This window comes from Spiroplasma endosymbiont of Notiophilus biguttatus (assembly GCF_964030985.1).
GTDB lineage: Bacteria > Bacillota_I > Bacilli_A > Mycoplasmatales > VBWQ01 > Spiroplasma_E > Spiroplasma_E ixodetis_A.
The window spans coordinates 1,347,589-1,372,333 of sequence record NZ_OZ034993.1 but is presented as its reverse complement, the minus strand read 5'-3'; the positions used below and the strand labels follow the sequence as shown (position 1 = coordinate 1,372,333).

At 23.3% G+C, this 24,745-nt stretch carries 35 protein-coding genes; 17 read left to right on the top strand and 18 right to left on the bottom strand.

Annotation, left to right across the window (positions count from 1 at the left end; genetic code table 4):
- Positions 1-7 precede the first annotated feature (7 nt).
- The 6 genes from AAHM85_RS08340 to AAHM85_RS08315 form a co-directional block, all read right to left on the bottom strand.
- Positions 8-1,066 (bottom strand): hypothetical protein, encoded by a 1,059-nt coding sequence (locus tag AAHM85_RS08340; protein WP_342260493.1) that lies wholly within the window; start codon positions 1,064-1,066, stop codon positions 8-10.
- Between the two features lie 2 nt (positions 1,067-1,068).
- Positions 1,069-1,260 (bottom strand): hypothetical protein, encoded by a 192-nt coding sequence (locus tag AAHM85_RS08335; RefSeq protein ID WP_174479934.1) that lies wholly within the window; start codon positions 1,258-1,260, stop codon positions 1,069-1,071.
- Positions 1,261-1,469: 209 nt separating this feature from the next.
- Positions 1,470-1,778, bottom strand: coding sequence for a hypothetical protein (locus AAHM85_RS08330; protein ID WP_342260494.1), 309 nt, complete (start codon positions 1,776-1,778; stop codon positions 1,470-1,472).
- A gap of 287 nt (positions 1,779-2,065) precedes the next feature.
- Positions 2,066-2,272 (bottom strand): hypothetical protein, encoded by a 207-nt coding sequence (locus tag AAHM85_RS08325; protein ID WP_174480363.1) that lies wholly within the window; start codon positions 2,270-2,272, stop codon positions 2,066-2,068.
- A 1-nt stretch (position 2,273) separates the two neighbouring features.
- Positions 2,274-2,507, bottom strand: a complete 234-nt coding sequence (locus AAHM85_RS08320) for a hypothetical protein (RefSeq protein WP_342260495.1) — start codon at positions 2,505-2,507, stop codon at positions 2,274-2,276.
- Entirely contained in the window at positions 2,507-2,755 is a 249-nt protein-coding gene (locus AAHM85_RS08315) for a hypothetical protein (protein WP_342260496.1), read from the bottom strand. Before AAHM85_RS08315 ends, AAHM85_RS08320 begins: the two co-directional genes overlap by 1 nt.
- 270 nt (positions 2,756-3,025) lie before the next feature.
- Here AAHM85_RS08315 and AAHM85_RS08310 point away from each other — a divergent pair, with 270 nt between their 5' ends.
- From AAHM85_RS08310 to AAHM85_RS08285, 6 genes are all read left to right on the top strand, one after another.
- Complete coding sequence (locus tag AAHM85_RS08310; RefSeq protein ID WP_342260488.1) at positions 3,026-3,373, top strand: transposase family protein; 348 nt, start codon at positions 3,026-3,028, stop codon at positions 3,371-3,373.
- A 4-nt stretch (positions 3,374-3,377) separates the two neighbouring features.
- Positions 3,378-3,872, top strand: a complete 495-nt coding sequence (locus AAHM85_RS08305; RefSeq protein WP_342260487.1) for a transposase family protein — start codon at positions 3,378-3,380, stop codon at positions 3,870-3,872.
- A gap of 71 nt (positions 3,873-3,943) precedes the next feature.
- Positions 3,944-4,492, top strand: coding sequence for an IS1595 family transposase (locus AAHM85_RS08300; RefSeq protein ID WP_342261670.1), 549 nt, complete (start codon positions 3,944-3,946; stop codon positions 4,490-4,492).
- A 39-nt stretch (positions 4,493-4,531) separates the two neighbouring features.
- A protein-coding gene (locus AAHM85_RS08295) for an IS3 family transposase (RefSeq protein WP_425289706.1) occupies positions 4,532-5,652 on the top strand; the annotation gives its coding sequence in 2 pieces (ribosomal slippage) (positions 4,532-4,775 and positions 4,775-5,652; 1,122 coding nt in all).
- 12 nt (positions 5,653-5,664) lie between these two features.
- Positions 5,665-5,841, top strand: coding sequence for a hypothetical protein (locus AAHM85_RS08290; protein WP_342261669.1), 177 nt, complete (start codon positions 5,665-5,667; stop codon positions 5,839-5,841).
- A gap of 547 nt (positions 5,842-6,388) precedes the next feature.
- The gene (locus AAHM85_RS08285; RefSeq protein WP_342261668.1) at positions 6,389-6,631 is read left to right on the top strand and encodes a hypothetical protein; all 243 of its coding nucleotides are present in this window, start codon (positions 6,389-6,391) and stop codon (positions 6,629-6,631) included.
- 2 nt (positions 6,632-6,633) lie between these two features.
- Here the strand turns inward: AAHM85_RS08285 and AAHM85_RS08280 are convergent, their stop codons facing one another.
- The 4 genes from AAHM85_RS08280 to AAHM85_RS08265 all read right to left on the bottom strand — a co-directional run bounded on the left by AAHM85_RS08280 (position 6,634) and on the right by AAHM85_RS08265 (position 9,300).
- Positions 6,634-7,749 (bottom strand): amino acid permease, encoded by a 1,116-nt coding sequence (locus AAHM85_RS08280; protein ID WP_342261667.1) that lies wholly within the window; start codon positions 7,747-7,749, stop codon positions 6,634-6,636.
- A 56-nt stretch (positions 7,750-7,805) separates the two neighbouring features.
- On the bottom strand, positions 7,806-8,123 hold the full coding sequence (locus tag AAHM85_RS08275; RefSeq protein WP_342261666.1) for a hypothetical protein: 318 nt from the start codon (positions 8,121-8,123) through the stop codon (positions 7,806-7,808).
- 123 nt (positions 8,124-8,246) lie between these two features.
- Positions 8,247-8,900 (bottom strand): hypothetical protein, encoded by a 654-nt coding sequence (locus AAHM85_RS08270; protein WP_342261665.1) that lies wholly within the window; start codon positions 8,898-8,900, stop codon positions 8,247-8,249.
- Positions 8,854-9,300: a hypothetical protein gene (locus tag AAHM85_RS08265; RefSeq protein WP_342261664.1), complete on the bottom strand. Its 447-nt coding sequence runs from the start codon at positions 9,298-9,300 to the stop codon at positions 8,854-8,856. Before AAHM85_RS08265 ends, AAHM85_RS08270 begins: the two co-directional genes overlap by 47 nt.
- A gap of 268 nt (positions 9,301-9,568) precedes the next feature.
- On the opposite strand from AAHM85_RS08265, the gene AAHM85_RS08260 reads away from it, so the two are divergent.
- The 9 genes from AAHM85_RS08260 (at position 9,569) to AAHM85_RS08220 (ending at position 15,151) form a co-directional block, all read left to right on the top strand.
- Complete coding sequence (locus AAHM85_RS08260; RefSeq protein ID WP_342260524.1) at positions 9,569-10,447, top strand: IS1595 family transposase; 879 nt, start codon at positions 9,569-9,571, stop codon at positions 10,445-10,447.
- A gap of 60 nt (positions 10,448-10,507) precedes the next feature.
- On the top strand, positions 10,508-10,693 hold the full coding sequence (locus AAHM85_RS08255; RefSeq protein ID WP_342261014.1) for a transposase: 186 nt from the start codon (positions 10,508-10,510) through the stop codon (positions 10,691-10,693).
- 60 nt (positions 10,694-10,753) lie between these two features.
- Positions 10,754-11,101: a transposase family protein gene (locus tag AAHM85_RS08250; RefSeq protein ID WP_342260488.1), complete on the top strand. Its 348-nt coding sequence runs from the start codon at positions 10,754-10,756 to the stop codon at positions 11,099-11,101.
- A gap of 4 nt (positions 11,102-11,105) precedes the next feature.
- A complete protein-coding gene (locus tag AAHM85_RS08245) occupies positions 11,106-11,600 on the top strand; it encodes a transposase family protein (protein WP_342260487.1) in 495 nt (164 codons plus the stop codon).
- A gap of 436 nt (positions 11,601-12,036) precedes the next feature.
- Complete coding sequence (locus tag AAHM85_RS08240; protein WP_342260605.1) at positions 12,037-12,693, top strand: IS1595 family transposase; 657 nt, start codon at positions 12,037-12,039, stop codon at positions 12,691-12,693.
- A gap of 60 nt (positions 12,694-12,753) precedes the next feature.
- Positions 12,754-13,101 carry a transposase family protein gene (locus AAHM85_RS08235; protein WP_342260488.1) on the top strand — a complete coding sequence of 116 codons (348 nt, stop codon included), beginning with the start codon at positions 12,754-12,756 and terminating at the stop codon, positions 13,099-13,101.
- A 4-nt stretch (positions 13,102-13,105) separates the two neighbouring features.
- The gene (locus tag AAHM85_RS08230) at positions 13,106-13,600 is read left to right on the top strand and encodes a transposase family protein (RefSeq protein WP_342260487.1); all 495 of its coding nucleotides are present in this window, start codon (positions 13,106-13,108) and stop codon (positions 13,598-13,600) included.
- 288 nt (positions 13,601-13,888) lie between these two features.
- Positions 13,889-14,314 carry an IS1595 family transposase gene (locus tag AAHM85_RS08225; RefSeq protein WP_342261711.1) on the top strand — a complete coding sequence of 142 codons (426 nt, stop codon included), beginning with the start codon at positions 13,889-13,891 and terminating at the stop codon, positions 14,312-14,314.
- A gap of 49 nt (positions 14,315-14,363) precedes the next feature.
- Positions 14,364-15,151 (top strand): IS5 family transposase gene (locus AAHM85_RS08220; RefSeq protein WP_342261663.1). Its coding sequence is split into 2 segments (ribosomal slippage): positions 14,364-14,706 and positions 14,706-15,151, totalling 789 coding nucleotides; the frame shifts between segments, so codons are not numbered across the junction.
- A gap of 97 nt (positions 15,152-15,248) precedes the next feature.
- Here the strand turns inward: AAHM85_RS08220 and AAHM85_RS08215 are convergent.
- The 8 genes from AAHM85_RS08215 to AAHM85_RS08180 all read right to left on the bottom strand — a co-directional run bounded on the left by AAHM85_RS08215 (position 15,249) and on the right by AAHM85_RS08180 (position 22,796).
- Positions 15,249-17,435, bottom strand: a complete 2,187-nt coding sequence (locus AAHM85_RS08215; RefSeq protein ID WP_342261662.1) for an ATP-dependent helicase — start codon at positions 17,433-17,435, stop codon at positions 15,249-15,251.
- A gap of 35 nt (positions 17,436-17,470) precedes the next feature.
- On the bottom strand, positions 17,471-18,166 hold the full coding sequence (locus AAHM85_RS08210) for an RDD family protein (protein WP_342261661.1): 696 nt from the start codon (positions 18,164-18,166) through the stop codon (positions 17,471-17,473).
- Between the two features lie 4 nt (positions 18,167-18,170).
- Positions 18,171-19,169, bottom strand: a complete 999-nt coding sequence (locus AAHM85_RS08205; protein ID WP_342261660.1) for a glycosyltransferase family 2 protein — start codon at positions 19,167-19,169, stop codon at positions 18,171-18,173.
- 73 nt (positions 19,170-19,242) lie between these two features.
- Complete coding sequence (locus AAHM85_RS08200) at positions 19,243-20,058, bottom strand: hypothetical protein (protein WP_342261659.1); 816 nt, start codon at positions 20,056-20,058, stop codon at positions 19,243-19,245.
- A 136-nt stretch (positions 20,059-20,194) separates the two neighbouring features.
- A complete protein-coding gene (locus AAHM85_RS08195; protein ID WP_342260524.1) occupies positions 20,195-21,073 on the bottom strand; it encodes an IS1595 family transposase in 879 nt (292 codons plus the stop codon).
- A gap of 74 nt (positions 21,074-21,147) precedes the next feature.
- Positions 21,148-21,573 carry an IS1595 family transposase gene (locus AAHM85_RS08190; protein WP_342261658.1) on the bottom strand — a complete coding sequence of 142 codons (426 nt, stop codon included), beginning with the start codon at positions 21,571-21,573 and terminating at the stop codon, positions 21,148-21,150.
- The gene (locus AAHM85_RS08185; RefSeq protein ID WP_342261028.1) at positions 21,491-21,823 is read right to left on the bottom strand and encodes a transposase; all 333 of its coding nucleotides are present in this window, start codon (positions 21,821-21,823) and stop codon (positions 21,491-21,493) included. The genes AAHM85_RS08190 and AAHM85_RS08185 overlap by 83 nt, the downstream gene beginning before the upstream one ends.
- A 460-nt stretch (positions 21,824-22,283) precedes the next feature.
- The gene (locus tag AAHM85_RS08180) at positions 22,284-22,796 is read right to left on the bottom strand and encodes an IS1595 family transposase (protein WP_342261657.1); all 513 of its coding nucleotides are present in this window, start codon (positions 22,794-22,796) and stop codon (positions 22,284-22,286) included.
- 411 nt (positions 22,797-23,207) lie between these two features.
- On the opposite strand from AAHM85_RS08180, the gene AAHM85_RS08175 reads away from it, so the two are divergent.
- Both AAHM85_RS08175 and AAHM85_RS08170 read left to right on the top strand, forming a co-directional pair.
- Positions 23,208-24,335, top strand: a complete 1,128-nt coding sequence (locus AAHM85_RS08175) for a hypothetical protein (RefSeq protein ID WP_342261656.1) — start codon at positions 23,208-23,210, stop codon at positions 24,333-24,335.
- A gap of 60 nt (positions 24,336-24,395) precedes the next feature.
- Positions 24,396-24,743, top strand: a complete 348-nt coding sequence (locus tag AAHM85_RS08170) for a transposase family protein (RefSeq protein WP_342260488.1) — start codon at positions 24,396-24,398, stop codon at positions 24,741-24,743.
- Positions 24,744-24,745 lie beyond the last annotated feature (2 nt).

Here is a 24,745-nt window from a genome sequence, read left to right as displayed (position 1 = left end):
TCAACTCCTAACCAACTAAAAATCCAACTGCTTTTAAAAATACTCATAATGTTAAAACTTGTTCTAAACCACTAGTAAAATCAACATTTAAAACAGAACTAATAGTATCATCAAAAATACGCCTTAATAATCCATCAAGTTTAGTAAAAAATTCTCTTAATGGTTCAACTGGTAAAACTTTACCAACAACACCATAAAGTACTCACCTAAAAGCATTACGCAAATGACCAAAAACATCATATCAACTAACACGTTCATACTCAGGGTTAAAAGGGCTATTTGGTGGTACTGGTGTTACTTTCTCACTTGAAAAAATATTAATTTGACCAAAATTTAATTGTGGTGAAAAAGTTGGACTAGTTGATTCACCATGAACATCAAAAAACACTGTTAAATGTCTTAAATTTGGAACACGAATAGGCATAGTAACAAAATTATATAAATCTTGTTGATAAATATCATTATCAACTTTACCTTTAAAAACATATTTTGTATCACCAACATTATCTAAAAAACTAAAAACAAAATTAGCAGTAAAAGTTTTAAAATATTCATATTCAAAATAAAACATAAAACCTTGAATATAAAAACTTAAAGGTTTATCAATTTCAAAATTTAACTGTGTTTGAAAATTTATAATACTTTTACCAGTATTAACAAAATTTAAATTATTAGTATTCTTTTCTGCAACATAATTATGATTAAACATAATACGTGAAAATTCATCTAATTGTTTTCTATTAAAAGTATAAACGCCAGTTCCCATATCTATCATTTGTGATGGAACACCAACTGTATCACTATAATAATAACACGTATATAAACCTTCATTATTACCTATAAATTCACCACTAACTAATTTTAAATCCGGTTGGTCAACATCAAAATAAGCAGAATTTCATGGAATTGTTGCTCAATCATCAAAATTATGGTATTTAACATGTTTAACCATTTCTTTTGTAATATCATAATTAACAACATTAGGGTCATTTGAAGCAATTAAACTAGTCGGTGCTTGAACAGAAGTATTTACAACAAAAAATAATTTAGCAAACTTAAATCACATAATTATTTACCAAATAAACATTTTAAAATTCACCATGAACCATAAAATAAAACAAATCCAATAAAAAACTGTGTTCCATAAACTACTAAATTTCATAAAATAGTAGTAAAATCATCAACTGGATTACCTATAAACATAGTTCAATAATCAACTATACATTGATGTATTTTATTATAAATTTCTAAAACACTCATACTTAACACCTACCCAAACAATGACCTAAAAACAAATTTAATACTACGATAAATAAAATTAAAAAATACACCTAATACCAACCAAAAAGTCAAATTAAACAAAATATAAACTTCATTAGTAATATTTGGTTGATTTAAAAATATTTGAATATCTTTACTAGAAAATATAAAAATAAAATGCAATATACTAAGAACAAAATTAGACATAATTAATTACCTACATTTATTCCACTAACATCTTGTGTTTGTTTATGTCCCTTAGCAATTTGTTTACCAACTCATGATGAACCTTTATAAAATTTAACAGAAGCACGACCCATAGTTTTAACATTCTGTCCTAAATCTAACGTTGGTAACATTAATTCGGGTAAAATAACCCTAAATGCAAATCTAAGCAAAATCAAAAATATCATTAACGTACCCAAATTAAAACCTAAATCACCAAGTGGAAAACTAAAAAACTTCATAAAAATTGAAGCAAATAAATGCATAACTGTTGTAATAAAAGGTATAAACATAATTTCACATCCTAATGTCTTGTAAATCTAAATAATCCTAAAATTAAATAAAATACAAAACTAACATTTATTAAAGCAAGAATAGGCAAAGGTAAAGTATATAAACTATCATAAAAAAACGACTTAATAAAAAGTGTCACAGTATGTAATCCAGCAAAAGAACTTAAATACTGCATATAAATAGTTTGTACCAAAGTATTAACAACTGGTAAAAGTCTACCCAATAAAGGTAAAACAAAAACCAAACTAAAAAATAACTTTACCATTTACTTACTCCTTTCTAATTACTAATGAGTTCCATGGATAATATGACCAACAAACTGCTTAATAAATACAAGAACCATAAATACAATTGAAATTAACACTGGTCAATTTGTAAGTGTTCCACCATCACCAGTAGTAAATACTCAACCAAAAATATAAGTAAAAGCATTTAATAATTGTTGTCCAACACCACCAATCATATTTAATAATGCTGATAGTCCAGCGGGCATATTAATCACCCCCTTTCTCTAATTCTTTTTGTTGTTTTTCCATTTCTAATTTACGTTTCTTCTTTTCAAAATCTTTACGACAAAAAGTACAATCCGGTTCACTATCATTATCTTTTATATGTTTTTTATGTTTAAATCTTTGTATACCTTCACGTATTCAATTTCTACAAAACCAAAGAATTAAACAAAAACCACCAATATATAACGCATATTTTATAATTTCTTTCATGTCCATTATTTAACACTTCCTTTTTTTCTTTTTTTTAAAAAATTAATTAAACTAAATAATTCATAAACAATTACTAAAACAAAAAGTAAAATATTAATCCCTAAATCTAAACCGATAAAAAAGTCAAAATTACCATTTATAATATTATGTATTTCAGCAACAGTTCAAACCATAGAAAAGAAACCAACAATAAAACAAAAAACATGAAATTTAGAAGTGTCATACCACTTTTTTTTAATTTCTTTATTTTCCATTATTAAACACCACCTAGTGTATAAGCATAAGAATAATCCCAGTTTAAACTTACTCTATCTAAATTAATCTCCGACATACTATCATCATTTAAATCAACATCAACCATACTGTCATCTGTACTTTGATAATCACTAACACTAGCATTAATTAATCTTGCCCTTTCATCAGTAAATACTTCTTGTAATTCAGTAGACTTACTGCATAACTAGTTAACTTTTTATTTTTTTGTTATTATTAAAATAAAATTTGAATAGTTAAGGATAAACTTTATGACATATTTTGAATTAAAAGATAAATCTGATCAATATTTTCGTAAAATAGTGGGTATTAATAAACTCGTTTTTAACGAAATTTTAAATATTTTATTAGAACATCAAAAACTCAAAACTACTATTGGTGGAAGGCCATATAAAATGTCAATAGAAGATCGACTAGTAATGAGTTTAAGATATTTATATGAAAATCGTACATATCATAGTATTGGTGCTGAGTATGGTATGGTTGATACTACTGCTTTACGAAATATTCGTTCAATTGAAGATATTTTAATAAAGAATAATAAGTTTAATAATTTAACAAATAAAAATATTTTTTTAAAAAGAAGAATTAAAAAATAAAATTTTGATAATTGATGTAACAGAGGTAGAAACAGAACGACCAAAATATAACCAAAAAGATTGATTTTCTGGTAAAAAATGAATGCATACTGTTAAGTTTCAAACCGTAATTAATGCAAATACTAATGAAATTTTAAATATTTTTTCTGATATTGGTAAAAATCATGATTTTAAAACTTTTAAGAATTCAAAGTTAAAGTTTTTACCAGAAACTATAATTCTTGCAGATAAAGGTTATCAAGGTTTACAAAAAATTCATGCTAATACATTTTTACCCATTAAAATTAGCAAAAATAATCCTAAAACAAATAAAACCAAAATCTTTAATAAGATTATTAATAAAACTCGTAGAAAAATTGAACATGTTTTTGCATTTTTAAAATGTTTTAAGATTATTGGTTATAAATTTAGAAAAGCCAGAAAACGAATATTTTTAAGATTTAATTTAATTGCAGGATTTTATAATTTATCATTAAAACTTAAAAACGTTATGCAGTAAGTCTAATGTATATAAGTTATTGCCAATAAACGTAAAATTCCGAAATAAAATCTAATTAAAGGTGATTGAAAATGAATATTTTAGACATAATAAATAAATTTCCAAACCAAGAATCTTGTATAAAATTTTTAGAAGAAATAAGATGAAATAACAAACCAAAATGTCTTTTTTGTTTTAGTGAAAAAGTTAACTCTGTTTTAAAAGAGTCGCGTTATAAATGCAAAAAATGTCATAAGTCTTTTAGTGTAACTGCTCAAACTATTTTTCATCATACACGTGTACCACTTCAAAAGTGATTTATTTTAATAGTATTAATGGCTAATGCTAAAAAAAGTTTATCATCATCTCAAGCTTCAAGAGACTTAAATTTACGTTTAGCAACTGTATGAAAAATGATGCATAAAATTAGAAAGGCAATGGCTAATGATGAGATTAAATTATTAGCAAAAATATTAGAGATGGATGAAACATATGTGGGTGGAAAACCGCGTAAATATAATGATGTTGATAATAAAAATAACTCATTACGTGATAGAGGAACTAGTAAAGAGTGTGTTGTTGGCATTATTGAACGAAATGGTAATGGATCGGCTACAATTTATTGGACACTAATTATGTAGACAAATAACAATATTTGTTAAAAGAAAGGAAATATAATTATGGCCAATATTACTTCATATACAGATGAATTTAAAAAACAAATAGTAGCTTTATATCAAAGTGGCAAATCAGTATCTTGTCTTGTTAAAGAGTACAATGTTACAAGAGCAGTTGCATATAAATGAATTAAGCAATTTACTAATTCGGGAAGTTTTAAAACTAAAGATAATCTTTCTGATTTAGAAAAACAATTAATTCAAATGAATAAAGAATTAAAACAATTACGAATGGAAAATGATATTTTAAAGCAAGCAGCACTAATAATAGGCAGAAAGTAGAGATTATTGCAAATAATAAATGAAAATATAAGATTCGCCCAATGTGTCGTTTTTTAAAAATTTCTAAATCAACATATTATTTTAATTTAAAGAAAAAAGAAGATAAAATCAAAAATAATATTTATGATCAAGCTGTTATTAGTGCTTTTAAAGAAAACAAATGTGTTTATGGAACAAGAAGATTAAAAGTCATACTAGAAAAACAAGAAATTTATTTATCAAGAAGAAAAATTAAAAAAATTATGGATAAACATAATTTAATGTCAAAATACACTAAATTATCATTTAAAAATCATCGTAATAAAGTAAATAATGAACAAATCACTAATATTGTTAATAGAAACTTTAATAATAGAATTAAAAATGAGGTGATTGTCAGTGATCTTAGTTATGTTGAAGTTAATGGTAAATGAAACTATATTTGCTTATTAATAGACCTATTTAACCGCGAAATTGTTGGACATAGTGTAGGTACTAAAAAAGATGCATCATTGGTATATCAAGCATTTATGCAATCAAATCGCTGTTTAAAAGATATGCAAATATTTCATAGCGATCGAGGTAACGAATTTAATAATAAAATTATTAACAAACTTTTATTAGCATTCAATATTACCCGCTCTTTAAGTAAAAAAGGTTGTCCTTATGACAATGCTGTTGCTGAAGCAACTTTTAAAACTTTCAAGACTGAATTTATTAATGACAAAAAATTTACATCATTAATACAGTTAAAATTAGAATTATTTGATTATATCAATTGATATAACAATATAAGAATCCACAGCACTTTAAACTACTTAACTCCCATTAAATATCAAGAAAAAATGTCTACCAAAAAATAGTCCTAAAAAGGGTTGCCATTTCATAATGTTAAATTATTTCATGCAAAAAATAAAAGTATTAAATCTGAAGATTTAATGAAAATAGTTAAAGAAAATGTTGATATTAACAATTCTATTCTTTTTACTGATGAATATCGTGGATATTATAAAATGAATAAAATTTCGGAATTTTACGTTTATTGGCAATAACTTATATACATTATTATTTCTGAAAACTATAATTAGATATTAGTAAAATAAAATCTAATTAAAGGTGATTGAAAATGAATATTTTAGACATAATAAATAAATTTCCAAACCAAGAATCTTGTATAAAATTCCGTATTTTTTTATCTTCTTTTAAATTCAACATAATTAATTCTCTCTTTCTATAATTTTTAATATTTCTTGTATTTCAATATATTTTTTATTTTTAAGTAATTTTTCATTACATAAATTTTTAATTAATTCTATTTTTTCAACATTTAATAACATATTAATTTCCTTTAATACTTTAAATAAAATATTTTTTCATTATGAGTATTTATATCTTTTATTGGTGTAACAATATAATTAATTGCTAAATCATTATCATTATAAGGATTATTTATTTTAAAACTTTTCATATCTTGTTCTCATTTAATGTTATATTTAAAACATTCTTGATTTTTATCATTTAGACTTACTGCATAACTAGTTAACTTTTTATTTTTTTGTTATTATTAAAATAAAATTTGAATAGTTAAGGATAAACTTTATGACATATTTTGAATTAAAAGATAAATCTGATCAATATTTTCGTAAAATAGTGGGTATTAATAAACTCGTTTTTAACGAAATTTTAAATATTTTATTAGAACAGACTTACTGCATAACGTTTTTAAGTTTTAAGATTATTGGTTATAAATTTAGAAAAGCCAGAAAACGAATATTTTTAAGATTTAATTTAATTGCAGGATTTTATAATTTATCATTAAAACTTAAAAACGTTATGCAGTAAGTCTAATCTAAATTTGATGCTAAACGCATTTTTAATTTTGGTTGATAATAAATAAAATATCAAATAACAGCAATTGCAACAAACATTCAAAACATTAAGAATTCAATAATAACAGCTATTAATACTTCTCCACTTTTATTAATCATGCCATAGTTAAAAACAGCAAACTGACTAAATAAAAATAAACCACAAGCAACAAAAACGATTCATTCTCAAATTTTAATTTTAATTTGTTTACGATAACCCATAACGCAAGTAGCAGCTAGCACAAAAATATATACAGCAATAGTAATGTTAGTAGAAAATCCTAATACTGTATTAAAATCAAAAGATGCACCAATTAAATCTGGGATTATTAGCATAATAATACAAGCAATAATAGTAATAATTAAATTAGCCGTACTAGCACGCATTGCAATATTTTCTTTATTTAATTTGGCTAATTTTTCAGTAATATATCCTTCTTTCGCTAATGGTTGAATCATACCACCAGAATATAAAGAATTTTGCATAGCACCATTTAATTTTAATGATAAAGTGGAAATAACTAATACAATCATTCCAATAATACCAGCAATTCCTGATATAACATTATTTGGATTATATTCATTAGTAGCTCCAGATCACCCATTTTGGCCATTTGTACCATCAATAGTAATGGCACCAAATACTAATACTGATACAGCTAAATAGAAAATAGTTGATAATAATAAAACTATTAAAATACCTTTACCAAAGTTTTTAGTTGGATTTTTAACATTTTTTCCAACAACAATAAAAGTTTCAAAACCAATAAAGAAATAGAAGAAGCCACTAAATGCATTATTAATTTTAGGTAAAGTTAAATTAATATTTTTTGTTCCTTCAGCAGCTTGTGAAAATGCTAAACCTTTATTACTTATTACCAAAATAATAGCACAAACAATTAAAGACAAAGCAGAACCTCATTTAATAATGCCAGAAATATTAACAAATCAACGAAATCCTCTCATTCCAAAATACATGCAACTAGCAACAGCAGCATAAATAAAAATACCAATACTATCAATAATTAAACTTGATCATCGCTCAGGAGCTCAATCAAAAATTGATAATTGATCTAAATTCACCCGAAACATAGAAATAATAGTTACAATAATTGTTGAAGGTAAAGTAATATATTGAATAAAACCAATTATTCACCCTCAAAAACGGCCAAAAATTCCACGAACATAAACATAAGCGCCACCACATTAGTGTCATGATAAACACGACTACATTTAGTAAAAGCAAGTGCAGTTCCAGCAACAATTAAAGCACATAATAAAATAACTCATAGCATATGTAAACCAACACCACCATTATTTCAATAATAAATGCCAATTAATGCCATTGGAAATGCAATACCACAAGTATAGTTAAAAGCAATTCATATTAATTCATTAAGACTAATTTTTTCATTATTAGCACGAGATGCTTTTGCTCAAAACTTTAATTTTTTTAAATTAAACATTCAATTAGTAATTCCTTTCAAAAAATAAATTATTTTTAATTATCAAAATTTTTATGATATTAGAACAATAGTAGTTTTAAAGTGATTAGCAAATTAAGCAATAAAATATAACAAATTATATTACTATAATTTGTTATATAAATAATTATTATTTACATCATTAATACCAATCATTGGTGTAATACCTAGTTTTTGATAAACATCAGTAAGTGATAAATTAGACTTTGGAAAATATTGTTTTATTAATTCAAAATATTGGTTAGCAGTACTTTTAATTGCTTGTTTAGCAATATCAAAAAAAGTTAAACTTTTATCAATTACTTCTTGTCCAACAATTTCACCATAATCCATAGCCATAATGTTAACTGTAAATAAATCTTCAACTTTTAAATCTGCTTTTTGATATATTTCTAAAGCTATTTTAATAACATTCTCAATATCTCTATCAACTAGTCCTGTTGGCATTACTGGTAATGTAACACTAAAGTTTCATTTTTGATTATTTCTTTTCATTTTTATTAATGTAGTAAATAAAACCTTCATTCCATTAATATGATCACTATCAAAGTTTATACCTTCAATATCTAAGTCTAAATTTAACGGCATATCTTTAGTTTCAAATCCTGCAAATTTAGTAATGCGTTCTTGATACTCAATCAAAGCTGGTTGCAGCATTGCTACTGCTTTATTAATATCTTTATTAGATAGCCCATATGCAACATCTCATGGATTATAACCAACAGCTGAAGCAACACCACCATAAATAAGCAACAACAATATTATTAAAACCATCATTCTTTACTAAAGGTTTAAGCACTTCTGGTTTCAATTTATTTTCTACTCAATAATCATATCCAGCGCCCAAAGACTTTCCAGCAACAGTTAATTCTAATTTATCTTTAATTGCAATTGCTTTCTGAACAAAAGACAAAGTAATAGATTTTAAATCTTTTATTTTATTAAAAACTTTTTTACCATCATGTAATATAATTTCTTTACCATTAATTAAGTCTCTAGGAGTTGTTCCTATTCATAATCCTCCATCATAATAAGGTTGGAATAAATAGTTAGCATGTTGTTTAACTTTATTAGTAACTGATTGACCATCACGATTAGGGTTAACTTCAATTCATTTACGAATTAAACCTTTTCACCCTTCTAAATTTATTTTTGTCATAATTACTTTTTTCCTTTCATTAAAAACAATAAGATTTATTAAAATATTAATTTTTCTAAAGTTATTTCAAAATAAAAAATAATTGGCAATTTGGCAACAATTTTAAAATGTTATTAGAACCTGTTTAGAATCTTTTAGAGAATAAGGTAAAATTACTATATATTTTAACGGAATTTTACGTTTATTGGCAATAACTTATATACATTATTATTTCTGAAAACTTTAATTAGATATTAGTAAAATAAAATCTAATTAAAGATGATTGAAAATGAATATTTTAGACATAATAAATAAATTTCCAAACCAAGAATCTTGTATAAAATTTTTAGAAGAAATAAGATGAAATAACAAACCAAAATGTCTTTTTTGTTTTAGTGAAAAAGTTAACTCTGTTTTAAAAGAGTCGCGTTATAAATGCAAAAAATGTCATAAGTCTTTTAGTGTAACTGCTCAAACTATTTTTCATCATACACGTGTACCACTTCAAAAGTGATTTATTTTAATAGTATTAATGGCTAATGCTAAAAAAAGTTTATCATCATCTCAAGCTTCAAGAGACTTAAATTTACGTTTAGCAACTGTATGAAAAATGATGCATAAAATTAGAAAGGCAATGGCTAATGATGAGATTAAATTATTAGCAAAAATATTAGAGATGGATGAAACATATGTGGGTGGAAAACCGCGTAAATATAATGATGTTGATAATAAAAATAACTCATTACGTGGTAGAGGAACTAGTAAAGAGTGTGTTGTTGGCATTATTGAACGAAATGGTAATGTTAAATTATTTCATGCAAAAAATAAAAGTATTAAATCTGAAGATTTAATGAAAATAGTTAAAGAAAATGTTGATATTAACAATTCTATTCTTTTTACTGATGAATATCGTGGATATTATAAAATGAATAAAATTTTACCACATGAACAAGTTAATCACAAAAAATATTTTTCTTATAATGGTATTCATACAAATACAATAGAAAGTTTTTGAGCAATATTAAAAAGAGGTTTTATCGGCCAATTTCATTGAGTTTCAAAAAAATGACTCCAATCTTATTTAAATGAATTTTGTTTTAAATATAATAACCGTAAAGAAAAAATCACATTTAAAAATATCATAATTAAATTATTTATTAAGAATTAAGTGTTAACCAATAAGCGTAAAATTCCGTAATTAAAAATAATTAATACAGAAGGAGAAATTATGAATTATAAAGTTTATTCAAAAGAAACAAAATTAGCCGTTGTTAATGAGTATTTAGTTGATAAAAAACTAAAAATACATGAAATTCAAGTCAAATATAAATTATCAACTCCAGTATTAATTTATAATTGGGTTAACCAATATCAAATTAAAGGTGAAAATGCATTAGACTTACTGCATAACTAGTTAACTTTTTATTTTTTTGTTATTATTAAAATAAAATTTGAATAGTTAAGGATAAACTTTATGACATATTTTGAATTAAAAGATAAATCTGATCAATATTTTCGTAAAATAGTGGGTATTAATAAACTCGTTTTTAACGAAATTTTAAATATTTTATTAGAACATCAAAAACTCAAAACTACTATTGGTGGAAGGCCATATAAAATGTCAATAGAAGATCGACTAGTAATGAGTTTAAGATATTTATATGAAAATCGTACATATCATAGTATTGGTGCTGAGTATGGTATGGTTGATACTACTGCTTTACGAAATATTCGTTCAATTGAAGATATTTTAATAAAGAATAATAAGTTTAATAATTTAACAAATAAAAATATTTTTTTAAAAAGAAGAATTAAAAAATAAAATTTTGATAATTGATGTAACAGAGGTAGAAACAGAACGACCAAAATATAACCAAAAAGATTGATTTTCTGGTAAAAAATGAATGCATACTGTTAAGTTTCAAACCGTAATTAATGCAAATACTAATGAAATTTTAAATATTTTTTCTGATATTGGTAAAAATCATGATTTTAAAACTTTTAAGAATTCAAAGTTAAAGTTTTTACCAGAAACTATAATTCTTGCAGATAAAGGTTATCAAGGTTTACAAAAAATTCATGCTAATACATTTTTACCCATTAAAATTAGCAAAAATAATCCTAAAACAAATAAAACCAAAATCTTTAATAAGATTATTAATAAAACTCGTAGAAAAATTGAACATGTTTTTGCATTTTTAAAATGTTTTAAGATTATTGGTTATAAATTTAGAAAAGCCAGAAAACGAATATTTTTAAGATTTAATTTAATTGCAGGATTTTATAATTTATCATTAAAACTTAAAAACGTTATGCAGTAAGTCTATTCACCAAAATTTCTAAATCCCAAACTTCTCACAGGATCGATAAGAAAGATATTGAAATTAAACTATTAAACAAAGAAATTGATAAACTTAGAAAACAAGCTTTAAAAGATGAGGTTGAAAAAGAACTTTTAAAGGAGCAATTAGCCTGTGAAAAGAAATTAACAAGGGGAAAAATAGTAAATTATTAAAATATAAGTGTTTTTTAATAGTAGAAAAATATAAGCAAAAAGGTCATCAATTAAATAAAATTATTGTTTACATAGCTATTAGCAAAACAGCATACTATTTATGAGTAAAAAAAGGTAAAAAGCAATATCAATCAAAAATTAACGGAATTTTACGTTTATTGGCAATAACTTATATACATTATTATTTCTGAAAACTATAATTAGATATTAGTAAAATAAAATCTAATTAAAGGTGATTGAAAATGAATATTTTAGACATAATAAATAAATTTCCAAACCAAGAATCTTGTATAAAATTTTTAGAAGAAATAAGATGAAATAACAAACCAAAATGTCTTTTTTGTTTTAGTGAAAAAGTTAACTCTGTTTTAAAAGAGTCGCGTTATAAATGCAAAAAATGTCATAAGTCTTTTAGTGTAACTGCTCAAACTATTTTTCATCATACACGTGTACCACTTCAAAAGTGATTTATTTTAATAGTATTAATGGCTAATGCTAAAAAAAGTTTATCATCATCTCAAGCTTCAAGAGACTTAAATTTACGTTTAGCAACTGTATGAAAAATGATGCATAAAATTAGAAAGGCAATGGCTAATGATGAGATTAAATTATTAGCAAAAATATTAGAGATGGATGAAACATATGTGGGTGGAAAACCGCGTAAATATAATGATGTTGATAATAAAAATAACTCATTACGTGGTAGAGGAACTAGTAAAGAGTGTGTTGTTGGCATTATTGAACGAAATGGTAATGTTAAATTATTTCATGCAAAAAATAAAAGTATTAAATCTGAAGATTTAATGAAAATAGTTAAAGAAAATGTTGATATTAACAATTCTATTCTTTTTACTGATGAATATCGTGGATATTATAAAATAGACTTACTGCATAACTAGTTAACTTTTTATTTTTTTGTTATTATTAAAATAAAATTTGAATAGTTAAGGATAAACTTTATGACATATTTTGAATTAAAAGATAAATCTGATCAATATTTTCGTAAAATAGTGGGTATTAATAAACTCGTTTTTAACGAAATTTTAAATATTTTATTAGAACATCAAAAACTCAAAACTACTATTGGTGGAAGGCCATATAAAATGTCAATAGAAGATCGACTAGTAATGAGTTTAAGATATTTATATGAAAATCGTACATATCATAGTATTGGTGCTGAGTATGGTATGGTTGATACTACTGCTTTACGAAATATTCGTTCAATTGAAGATATTTTAATAAAGAATAATAAGTTTAATAATTTAACAAATAAAAATATTTTTTTAAAAAGAAGAATTAAAAAATAAAATTTTGATAATTGATGTAACAGAGGTAGAAACAGAACGACCAAAATATAACCAAAAAGATTGATTTTCTGGTAAAAAATGAATGCATACTGTTAAGTTTCAAACCGTAATTAATGCAAATACTAATGAAATTTTAAATATTTTTTCTGATATTGGTAAAAATCATGATTTTAAAACTTTTAAGAATTCAAAGTTAAAGTTTTTACCAGAAACTATAATTCTTGCAGATAAAGGTTATCAAGGTTTACAAAAAATTCATGCTAATACATTTTTACCCATTAAAATTAGCAAAAATAATCCTAAAACAAATAAAACCAAAATCTTTAATAAGATTATTAATAAAACTCGTAGAAAAATTGAACATGTTTTTGCATTTTTAAAATGTTTTAAGATTATTGGTTATAAATTTAGAAAAGCCAGAAAACGAATATTTTTAAGATTTAATTTAATTGCAGGATTTTATAATTTATCATTAAAACTTAAAAACGTTATGCAGTAAGTCTAATGAATAAAATTTTACCACATGAATAAGTTAATCACAAAAAATATTTTTCTTATAATGGTATTCATACAAATACAATAGAAAGTTTTTGAGCAATATTAAAAAGAGGTTTTATCGGCCAATTTCATTGAGTTTCAAAAAAATGACTCCAATCTTATTTAAATGAATTTTGTTTTAAATATAATAACCGTAAAGAAAAAATCACATTTAAAAATATCATAATTAAATTATTTATTAAGAATTAAGTGTTAACCAATAAGCGTAAAATTCCGATAAAATAACTCATTACGTGGTAGAGGAACTAGTAAAGAGTGTGTTGTTGGCATTATTGAACGAAATGGTAATGTTAAATTATTTCATGCAAAAAATAAAAGTATTAAATCTGAAGATTTAATGAAAATAGTTAAAGAAAATGTTGATATTAACAATTCTATTCTTTTTACTGATGAATATCGTGGATATTATAAAATGAATAAAATTTTACCACATGAACAAGTTAATCACAAAAAATATTTTTCTTATAATGGTATTCATACAAATACAATAGAAAGTTTTTGAGCAATATTAAAAAGAGGTTTTATCGGCCAATTTCATTGAGTTTCAAAAAAATGACTCCAATCTTATTTAAATGAATTTTGTTTTAAATATAATAACCGTAAAGAAAAAATCACATTTAAAAATATCATAATTAAATTATTTATTAAGAATTAAGTGTTAACCAATAAGCGTAAAATTCCGTATTTTAAAATAAGAGGTATATATGCATAAAAATTATCCAAGTCATGTCACTAAAGAACAATTTGAGAACATAAGATTAATTTTAGAAAATGTCAAAAAGAAAACAAAACCAAGAAATTTAGATTTATATGAAGTATTTTGTGCAGTTTTATATGTATTAAAAAGTGGTTGTCAATGAAAAATGTTACCAAAAAATTTTCCAAAATGACAAACTGTATATTATTATTTTCAAATTTGAAGTAAAAATAATGGTAAAGAACCTAGCATATGACAATTAATTTTAAAAAAATTAGTTAGAAAAGTTCGTATCAATAATCATCGAAAAGAAAAAACCAGTTTTTGTATAATTGATTCACAAAGTGTTAAAATACAGATACTACTAAAAACAAAGGTTATGATGCTGGTAAAAAGATTTCAGGAATAAAACGTCATATTGCTGTTGATTCTCAAGATTTACCACATGCAATTTACGTAACTACAGCAGAAAAAACAGATCGTAATAGTGCTATAATAATGATTCAAAATGAAAAAGAAAATCTTTCTACAATTCAAAAAATAATAGTAGATGCTGGTTATACTGGTGAAAAATTTGCTTCTGCAATCAAAACAATTATAAATGCGAATGTTGAAGTTGTAAAACGTAATGAATTACATTCTTTTGTAGTATTACCAAAAAGATGAGTTGTAGAGCGAAGTTTTGCTTGATTAGAAAAATGTAGAAGATTATGAAAAAATTGTGAAAGAAAATTAAATACTAGTTTACAAATGGTTGTTCTTTCCTTTATTTCAATTTTATTAAAAAGATTCTAAACAGGTTCTTAGGAAAATTAAAATAAATCTTAATCTAATTTTATAATTGAAAAAATTAAAAATGTCCAAGAAATAGACATTTTTAATAAAAATAAATTTATACAAATTTTTTAATAGCACTATGATTAGAACTAATAATTCTAATACCACCATGATTTTTATGAAAAGCAACTTGAATTTTATCACCAATTAATTTAGTAATAACACCTTTGCCAAAAATTTCATGAATAATTATATCTCCAACATTTCAATTATTAGTTATTTCTACCTTATCTTTATTATCAGCTTTATAGTAATTAAATTTAGAATGATTACGATTTTGATAAGTTGCTGCCATTTCTTGATGTTCGTTATTAATGATTTTTAAATATTTAAGATCTAAATCTTTTAAGAAACGAGATGGTTGTTTCATACGATCCAAGATATATGAATATCCACTGGCACTAGATAAAAATAATCATTTTTTTGCCCTAGTAATTGAAACATAAAAAAGTCGTCGTTCTTCTTCAATTTTATCTAAGTTTTCTATACTAGATTTACCTATTCCAGGTAAAATACCTTCATTAATACCAACTATAAAAACAACATCAAATTCTAAACCTTTAGCACTGTGAATTGTCATTAAATTAACAGCTTTATTAGTACTATTTTCATCTAAATCAGTATATAAACTTACTTCTTGTAAAAATGATGTTAATAATTCTTCACCTTGTAATTCATTATTACTACTATCATATTTAAGCAATTGTTCTAATAATTGTTGAACATTTTCAATTCTTTCTTTTTCAAGATTATCTTCTAATTTTTTTAAATAATTAGTTTTATTTAATAAATTTTCAACCATGTTATGTAAAGAAGTAACATCTTTGATATTAGTTTGCATCTCATTAATTAAATTAATTAAAGGTTGTAAATGTTGACGATAATTTTTTGGTAATCCATGCTGAAATTTAAATAAGTATTCATTTAAAGTTAGTGATTGTTCATTAGCAAGTAATAATAAGTTATCAATAGCTTTTGGTCCAATTTTAGGTGTTGCATTTAAAATTCTAATCATTGATATATTATCATTTCAGACAATAATTTTTAAATATGCCAAAATGTCTTTAATTTCTTTACGTTCAAAAAATTTATAACCACCAAAAATTTTATAATTTATATTATTATTAATCAAAGCTTGTTCTAAATCTTTTGATAAATAATTATTACGATAAAGAATAGCAATTTTATTCAAATCTAAATGATATTTTAAATGGATTTTTTTAACAGTTGTTGCAACTCAATATGCTTCTTGATCACTACTACTAGCATGATATATAACAATATCATTACCAAGATCATTTTTAGTAAACAGTTCTTTTTCAATACGTTCAACATTATTTTTAATTAAACTATTAGCCGTATTTAAAATCTTAGTTGTTGAACGATAATTTTGATTTAAAATAAATGTTTGTGTATTAGGAAATTGTTTAGTAAAATTCAATATTAAATTAATATTTGCTCCTCTTCAACTATAAATAGTTTGATCAGGATCACCAACTACAGTAATATTTTTATGATTTTTAGCAAGTGATAATAAAATATTATATTGAATATTATTAGTGTCTTGAAATTCATCAACTAAAATAAAATCAAATTTCTTTTCTCATTTTGCTAAAATATGTGGAAATTCTTTAAATAGACGTTCAACTAATAATAATAAATCATCAAAATCTAAACATGAATTAATAAATTGATATTTTTTATATGATTCAAAAACTTTGATACGTAAAATTCACTCATCTTGATTTTGATAATCAGCTAATAATTCATCTTGGGAAAGATAATTATTTTTTCAGTTAGAAATATTAGAACTTAATAATCTTAATTCCTGCAATTCAGCCTTATGTGAAAATTCTTTTTGAAAAATATCTTTTAATATTTTTCGTTGATCTTCTTGATCAATAATATTAAAATTATTATTAATTTTTAAATGTTGAATATCTCTTCTTAATATTTTGGCACATAATGCATGATAAGTAACAATATTAACATTAATGTTAGTATCATTTAAAAGTTGCATTATTCGTTCTTTCATTTCGCACGCTGCTTTATTAGTAAAAGTTAATGCCAGTATTTTTTCACTAGCAATTTTAATTACATTAATTAAGTAAGCAATCTTATATGTTATAACCCGCGTCTTTCCAACTCCAGCCCCTGCAATAATACGACATGGGCCATCAACATTAATAATTGCTTGTAGTTGTTGTTCATTTAGATTTTCTAAAAGTTTTGTTTTATCCATGTTATTTATCCTTAAGTTAGTAAGAGTATATACTATTAAAGACTATTTATATTTTCTAATTCGTCATCATTAATATTTCCTGGTTGAGAATAAACTAAATGAATATGTGGATCATTAACATTAGTTGATATCTTTCTTTTATTAGTTGCAAGTGGTTTCTTGTTAATGACAAAAGTTTTATGATAACGATCAAAGAATAACTGATGATATTTATCAATTTTAGTGACAATCATAATCCCACAATACCAAGCAAAATCAAAACTAACTACAGAACGAATAAGAATATTTAATCAAGAATTTAAAGTACTATTACTATTAATAGTAGCAATGTTTTCATTAAAAGTCAATTTCATAAAAAGAATTATTGAAGTGGTTAATAATAGAGGAATAAAAACTAAAAATAGTTCACGATAAAAAAAATGTTTTAACTTTAAATCTTGATTTTTTTCATTTACTAATCTTATTTGGAAAATTAATTTTCCAAAAGTTTGACCCTTACATTTTCATGGGATAATAACAAAATATATAATGACAACAATTATGTTAATAATAAAAATAATTATTAATTGTCATGATTCTTGATCACTTTTATTATCTAAATAATGCATTGCTAATCCAATTATTAATGGCATTAAGCTAACAAAAATCACATCAAAAATACGTGCAATAATACGTTTTCATGTTTTAGCTATTATATATGTTTCGGTTGTATCTAATTTTTTAATATTCATTTTTTTACTCTCAATATTTTGAATCATCTCTAATATTATTATCTTTAAAATATTTTTTAAAATAAGTACTTAAATCAGGAGCATAAGTGGTAAATTTATCATTTGGATTAATAGTATTAAAATAAGAATTTTTTTTAAAATTTTTAAATTTAAATTCAATAATTTCTTTGACACGATTATATGTTTTTTCAATTAATGCAGGTTTTTTAGAAATACTAATAAATCTTAAAAGAGTATATAGATAGTATCTAACAAAAGCATATTCCAATTCTTCATATAAAACTTTTTTAATTTTATAATTATTATAATAGTTTAAAATATGTATTCATTGATGCATTAGTTCAAAAATATTATCATTTTCCAATGTGTTATTTTTAGACGTTAATAATGTTTCATTAATTGCATAATATGTTTTACAATGTGCTAAAAATGAGTATAAAAATAAACTATCAAATTGGATTTCTTTACGAAATTGTAAATTATATTCATTAATAATACTAACTTTCATGATTTTTGTTGTTAAAACTGCTGTTGTTAAAGCAAATACTATTTTTCCTTGTGTTGTATTTAAATTATATAATTTATTAACTTCAGTTCTAATTGTTGAATGAAAAACATTATTTATATCAAATTCATAGCGAACACAATATTCAATACAATCTAAATCTTTATTGTTATCTAAAATTTTATTAAATGTTTCAACAAAATTAACGCTAAGAATTTCAGTTGGATTTAAAATAACTACATATTGTCCAGAAATATATTTAAGACCAAGATTACGACTAATGGCAATCCCTGATACTTGATAATTAGTAATGATTTTTAAGTTTTGTGGATATAATTTAAAATATTTACTAAATATCTCCAAATTTTCATTGTTAATGCCATCATCAACAACAACAACTTCAAAATTAGTTTTTTTATTTATAAAAATCTTTGCTAAAAAAGAATCTAAGTGTTCGGATTCAAATGAAGTTGTATATAAAATAAAACTTAGTAGCATAATAAATATTTCCTCCCTTTTATAAATAATTATAACACTTCTTTAACAATTTTAAGTGAAGGTTTATTAACATTTATTTTTTATTTTTTTGATTACTATTTTTAAGTTTATTTTTAGATTTTAAAGTAGATTTTTCTATATTAGCTGTTTCTTTAATAACTTTAACAGTCATATTTTTATGATCAAAAATAGTTTTTAAATTACCTTCAATAATAACAGTTTCAGTATTATTAGGCTTAATAACATTTCGCTTTGCGGGCTTGCTAACTTTTTTCTTTTTTTGTCCTTTTAATATTTCTGCTCTTAATAAAGCACGTGTTTTTCTAATTTCAAATTTTTCAAATTTAAAAAGAAATGATTTAATAAACTTTTTATACGAATTAACAAAATATCGAAGTCTTTTCTTGCTTCGAGCATGATTATCATATTTTAATAAAATACAAACATAGTTTAATTCATTTCTTGCTTCTGATTCAATTAATGAATTAAAAAAACTGTGATAATTATGACTTAAGTTATATGGTTGACCAGATATTGGACTTTTATAAGGAGTAAAACCTAGATTACCAGTAGTTTTATAATATTTAAAATCAGCAACTCGTGTTGTCATTTGTCCCTTAGGATGTTCTGGTGATTTAATTTCTGATATTTTAAAAATATTATTTGTATCAAATTCTAAAAAATAGCAATATATCTTATGAACAAAATTACCTGCAGTTTTAAAAGCAATATATAAATCTACTTTTGCTTCATAATTTAAATTATCAAAAATACTAACGTATGGTTGATAAAAATCATATTTTTTATCAATAATTTCTCATCCTTGTTTTTTAATAGTAAGTTCAATTTCATCAGCACAAATATTTGGATTTAAAATAATTTTCTTCATTTTCTACTCCTAACTCTAATATTTTCTAAGTCTATTTTATCAAATTATATATAAAATGTGGGCTAAGAAAATTTTCCACTTTGATTAATAATTAAAGTACTTTTATTTTCGGAATTTTACGCTTATTGGTTAACACTTAATTCTTAATAAATAATTTAATTATGATATTTTTAAATGTGATTTTTTCTTTACGGTTATTATATTTAAAACAAAATTCATTTAAATAAGATTGGAGTCATTTTTTTGAAACTCAATGAAATTGGCCGATAAAACCTCTTTTTAATATTGCTCAAAAACTTTCTATTGTATTTGTATGAATACCATTATAAGAAAAATATTTTTTGTGATTAACTTGTTCATGTGGTAAAATTTTATTCATTTTATAATATCCACGATATTCATCAGTAAAAAGAATAGAATTGTTAATATCAACATTTTCTTTAACTATTTTCATTAAATCTTCAGATTTAATACTTTTATTTTTTGCATGAAATAATTTAACATTACCATTTCGTTCAATAATGCCAACAACACACTCTTTACTAGTTCCTCTACCACGTAATGAGTTATTTTTATTATCAACATCATTATATTTACGCGGTTTTCCACCCACATATGTTTCATCCATCTCTAATATTTTTGCTAATAATTTAATCTCATCATTAGCCATTGCCTTTCTAATTTTATGCATCATTTTTCATACAGTTGCTAAACGTAAATTTAAGTCTCTTGAAGCTTGAGATGATGATAAACTTTTTTTAGCATTAGCCATTAATACTATTAAAATAAATCACTTTTGAAGTGGTACACGTGTATGATGAAAAATAGTTTGAGCAGTTACACTAAAAGACTTATGACATTTTTTGCATTTATAACGCGACTCTTTTAAAACAGAGTTAACTTTTTCACTAAAACAAAAAAGACATTTTGGTTTGTTATTTCATCTTATTTCTTCTAAAAATTTTATACAAGATTCTTGGTTTGGAAATTTATTTATTATGTCTAAAATATTCATTTTCAATCACCTTTAATTAGATTTTATTTTACTAATATCTAATTATAGTTTTTAGAAATAATAATGTATATAAGTTATTGCCAATAAACGTAAAATTCCGAAATTTTATTCATTTTATAATATCCACGATATTCATCAGTAAAAAGAATAGAATTGTTAATATCAACATTTTCTTTAACTATTTTCATTAAATCTTCAGATTTAATACTTTTATTTTTTGCATGAAATAATTTAACATTACCATTTCGTTCAATAATGCCAACAACACACTCTTTACTAGTTCCTCTACCACGTAATGAGTTATTTTTATTATCAACATCATTATATTTACGCGGTTTTCCACCCACATATGTTTCATCCATCTCTAATATTTTTGCTAATAATTTAATCTCATCATTAGCCATTGCCTTTCTAATTTTATGCATCATTTTTCATACAGTTGCTAAACGTAAATTTAAGTCTCTTGAAGCTTGAGATGATGATAAACTTTTTTTTAGCATTAGCCATTAATACTATTAAAATAAATCACTTTTGAAGTGGTACACGTGTATGATGAAAAATAGTTTGAGCAGTTACACTAAAAGACTTATGACATTTTTTGCATTTATAACGCGACTCTTTTAAAACAGAGTTAACTTTTTCACTAAAACAAAAAAGACATTTTGGTTTGTTATTTCATCTTATTTCTTCTAAAAATTTTATACAAGATTCTTGGTTTGGAAATTTATTTATTATGTCTAAAATATTCATTTTCAATCACCTTTAATTAGATTTTATTTTACTAATATCTAATTATAGTTTTCAGAAATAATAATGTATATAAGTTATTGCCAATAAACGTAAAATTCCGTTTATTTTTACTATTAAACAACTAACAATACGTCATAAAATTATCATTAAACTGTATGAATTTGTCATATATTTCTACACATATTAAAGTTTTTAAATAATAATTTATCTTCATCTATAACTTATTTCTTTTATTTTTAAACAAAAAAAGTAAGTTTCTATTTTTTGCAAAATTAATAATAATAAAAATATCTAATTTACTTAATCTGAATAATAAACACCATCACTACTTCCAATATATATTTTTTTAGTTGCACCATTGAATATTAATTTTTTACGCTTTTCTCCCTTTATGTACTATTTTTTAATTTTATCACATAAATGCTGAGAAAAGAGTATCTACGGACTTCTTCCCACATTTTTAAATTAAACACAGCATTACAATTTCAAAACTAGGTATCTTGTTGAATTTATATGCAGCTTCTTTGGCATATAAATAAACATGATGTTTTGCAACTTTGATATGTATTTTAAATGTTCTTCTTATATGTTTTCAAACTGATTCAATTTGATTGGTATTTACACCAGTTTTTGAAACATAACCATCTTGATGGTTAACTGTTTTATGTTTTGGGAAAACCAATTTGAAATCGCAATATCCTTTTCAATCATCAGTATATACATGACATTTTGAAGAAATGTGGCTTCTTGCAAAATTCAAAAGACTTTTATTCTTTGCATTTTTCAATACTTTCACAATTAAATTATTAGTTGTTTTTTCATAAATGCCAACAATCAATGTTTTATTTTTCAAGGATCTTCCTTGTTTTTTAAAAGCCATATGTGAAAGATACATTTCATCAATTTGCACTGTGCCTTCAATAATAAATTGAGGTTCTTGTTTTGCAATACGTGTTCTAATTTTATGACCCATTCTCCATGCTGTTAAGGGGACGTATGAGATTAATGGATAGAAAGGGACAACTAGAACAATAAACTGATGTATTTGTATTTTTTGTTAATTTAGTTATATCATAAATTTTAAAAAGATTAAAAAATATAATTATAAAATTCATTTAAATAACACAAAAATACTAATCTTAAAATTAGTTTTTAAAATATTAAATTTTAACTTATTAAGTACTATTAATATAACTTCTAGAATTTAAATAATTTGCTTTTGCTATTAACATATTATTTAATGTTTGATGATGATATATTTTTGCTCCATTAGTTAAAGATTTTAAAAAATGATATACATCACTGGCATCAGTCACTTAAGTTTACCAATTAATATTTTCAATCTGTAATATAATTAAAAATAATTAATACAGAAGGAGAAATTATGAATTATAAAGTTTATTCAAAAGAAACAAAATTAGCCGTTGTTAATGAGTATTTAGTTGATAAAAAACTAAAAATACATGAAATTCAAGTCAAATATAAATTATCAACTCCAGTATTAATTTATAATTGGGTTAACCAATATCAAATTAAAGGTGAAAATGCATTCACCAAAATTTCTAAATCCCAAACTTCTCACAGGATCGATAAGAAAGATATTGAAATTAAACTATTAAACAAAGAAATTGATAAACTTAGAAAACAAGCTTTAAAAGATGAGGTTGAAAAAGAACTTTTAAAGGAGCAATTAGCCTGTGAAAAGAAATTAACAAGGGGAAAAAATAGTAAATTATTAAAATATAAGTGTTTTTTAATAGTAGAAAAATATAAGCAAAAAGGTCATCAATTAAATAAAATTATTGTTTACATAGCTATTAGCAAAACAGCATACTATTTATGAGTAAAAAAAGGTAAAAAGCAATATCAATCAAAAATTAATGATAATTTGATACAAGCAATAAACAAAATAGTTCTCATTAAAAATGAAAAAAAGTACATTAATATCACTAGTTTTGAAAAAGTAAGATTAGAGTTAAAAATAAAAAATAAAGGTCTTAAATGCAGTAAAACAAGCATAAAACAAATATTAAAAGATAATAATATTAAATTATTATTAGAACCTAAATCAACAAATAGAGTAGTAGAAAATAGTGATTTAAAAAATAATAAAGATTTATTAAAACGTAATTTTTCAAGTAATAACTTTCTTGAAAAAGTTGGTATGGATGGCACATGATTTAAAAATATAATTATTGGTGATAAAAAAACAAAATTATTAGTTGTTTTTGCTACTGATATGTACAGTAATTCAATTGTTGGCTGAAAAATAAACAAAAGTGAAAATGCCAAAACTGTGTTAAATGTGGTTAATCAAATAGAATTAGCGAGTGCTAAACAATGTAATTTTACGACTATTCAATCAGATTTAGGTTCTGCTAATACAAGCGAAATTGTTAGTAAAGTTTTTAATACAAGTACTAATCTAATTCACTCAAAAAGTCTATCAGGTTTTAAAGGTAATCAAGTTAGTGAATGTTTAAATCGTTGAATAGACTTACTGCATAACTAGTTAACTTTTTATTTTTTTGTTATTATTAAAATAAAATTTGAATAGTTAAGGATAAACTTTATGACATATTTTGAATTAAAAGATAAATCTGATCAATATTTTCGTAAAATAGTGGGTATTAATAAACTCGTTTTTAACGAAATTTTAAATATTTTATTAGAACATCAAAAACTCAAAACTACTATTGGTGGAAGGCCATATAAAATGTCAATAGAAGATCGACTAGTAATGAGTTTAAGATATTTATATGAAAATCGTACATATCATAGTATTGGTGCTGAGTATGGTATGGTTGATACTACTGCTTTACGAAATATTCGTTCAATTGAAGATATTTTAATAAAGAATAATAAGTTTAATAATTTAACAAATAAAAATATTTTTTTAAAAAGAAGAATTAAAAAATAAAA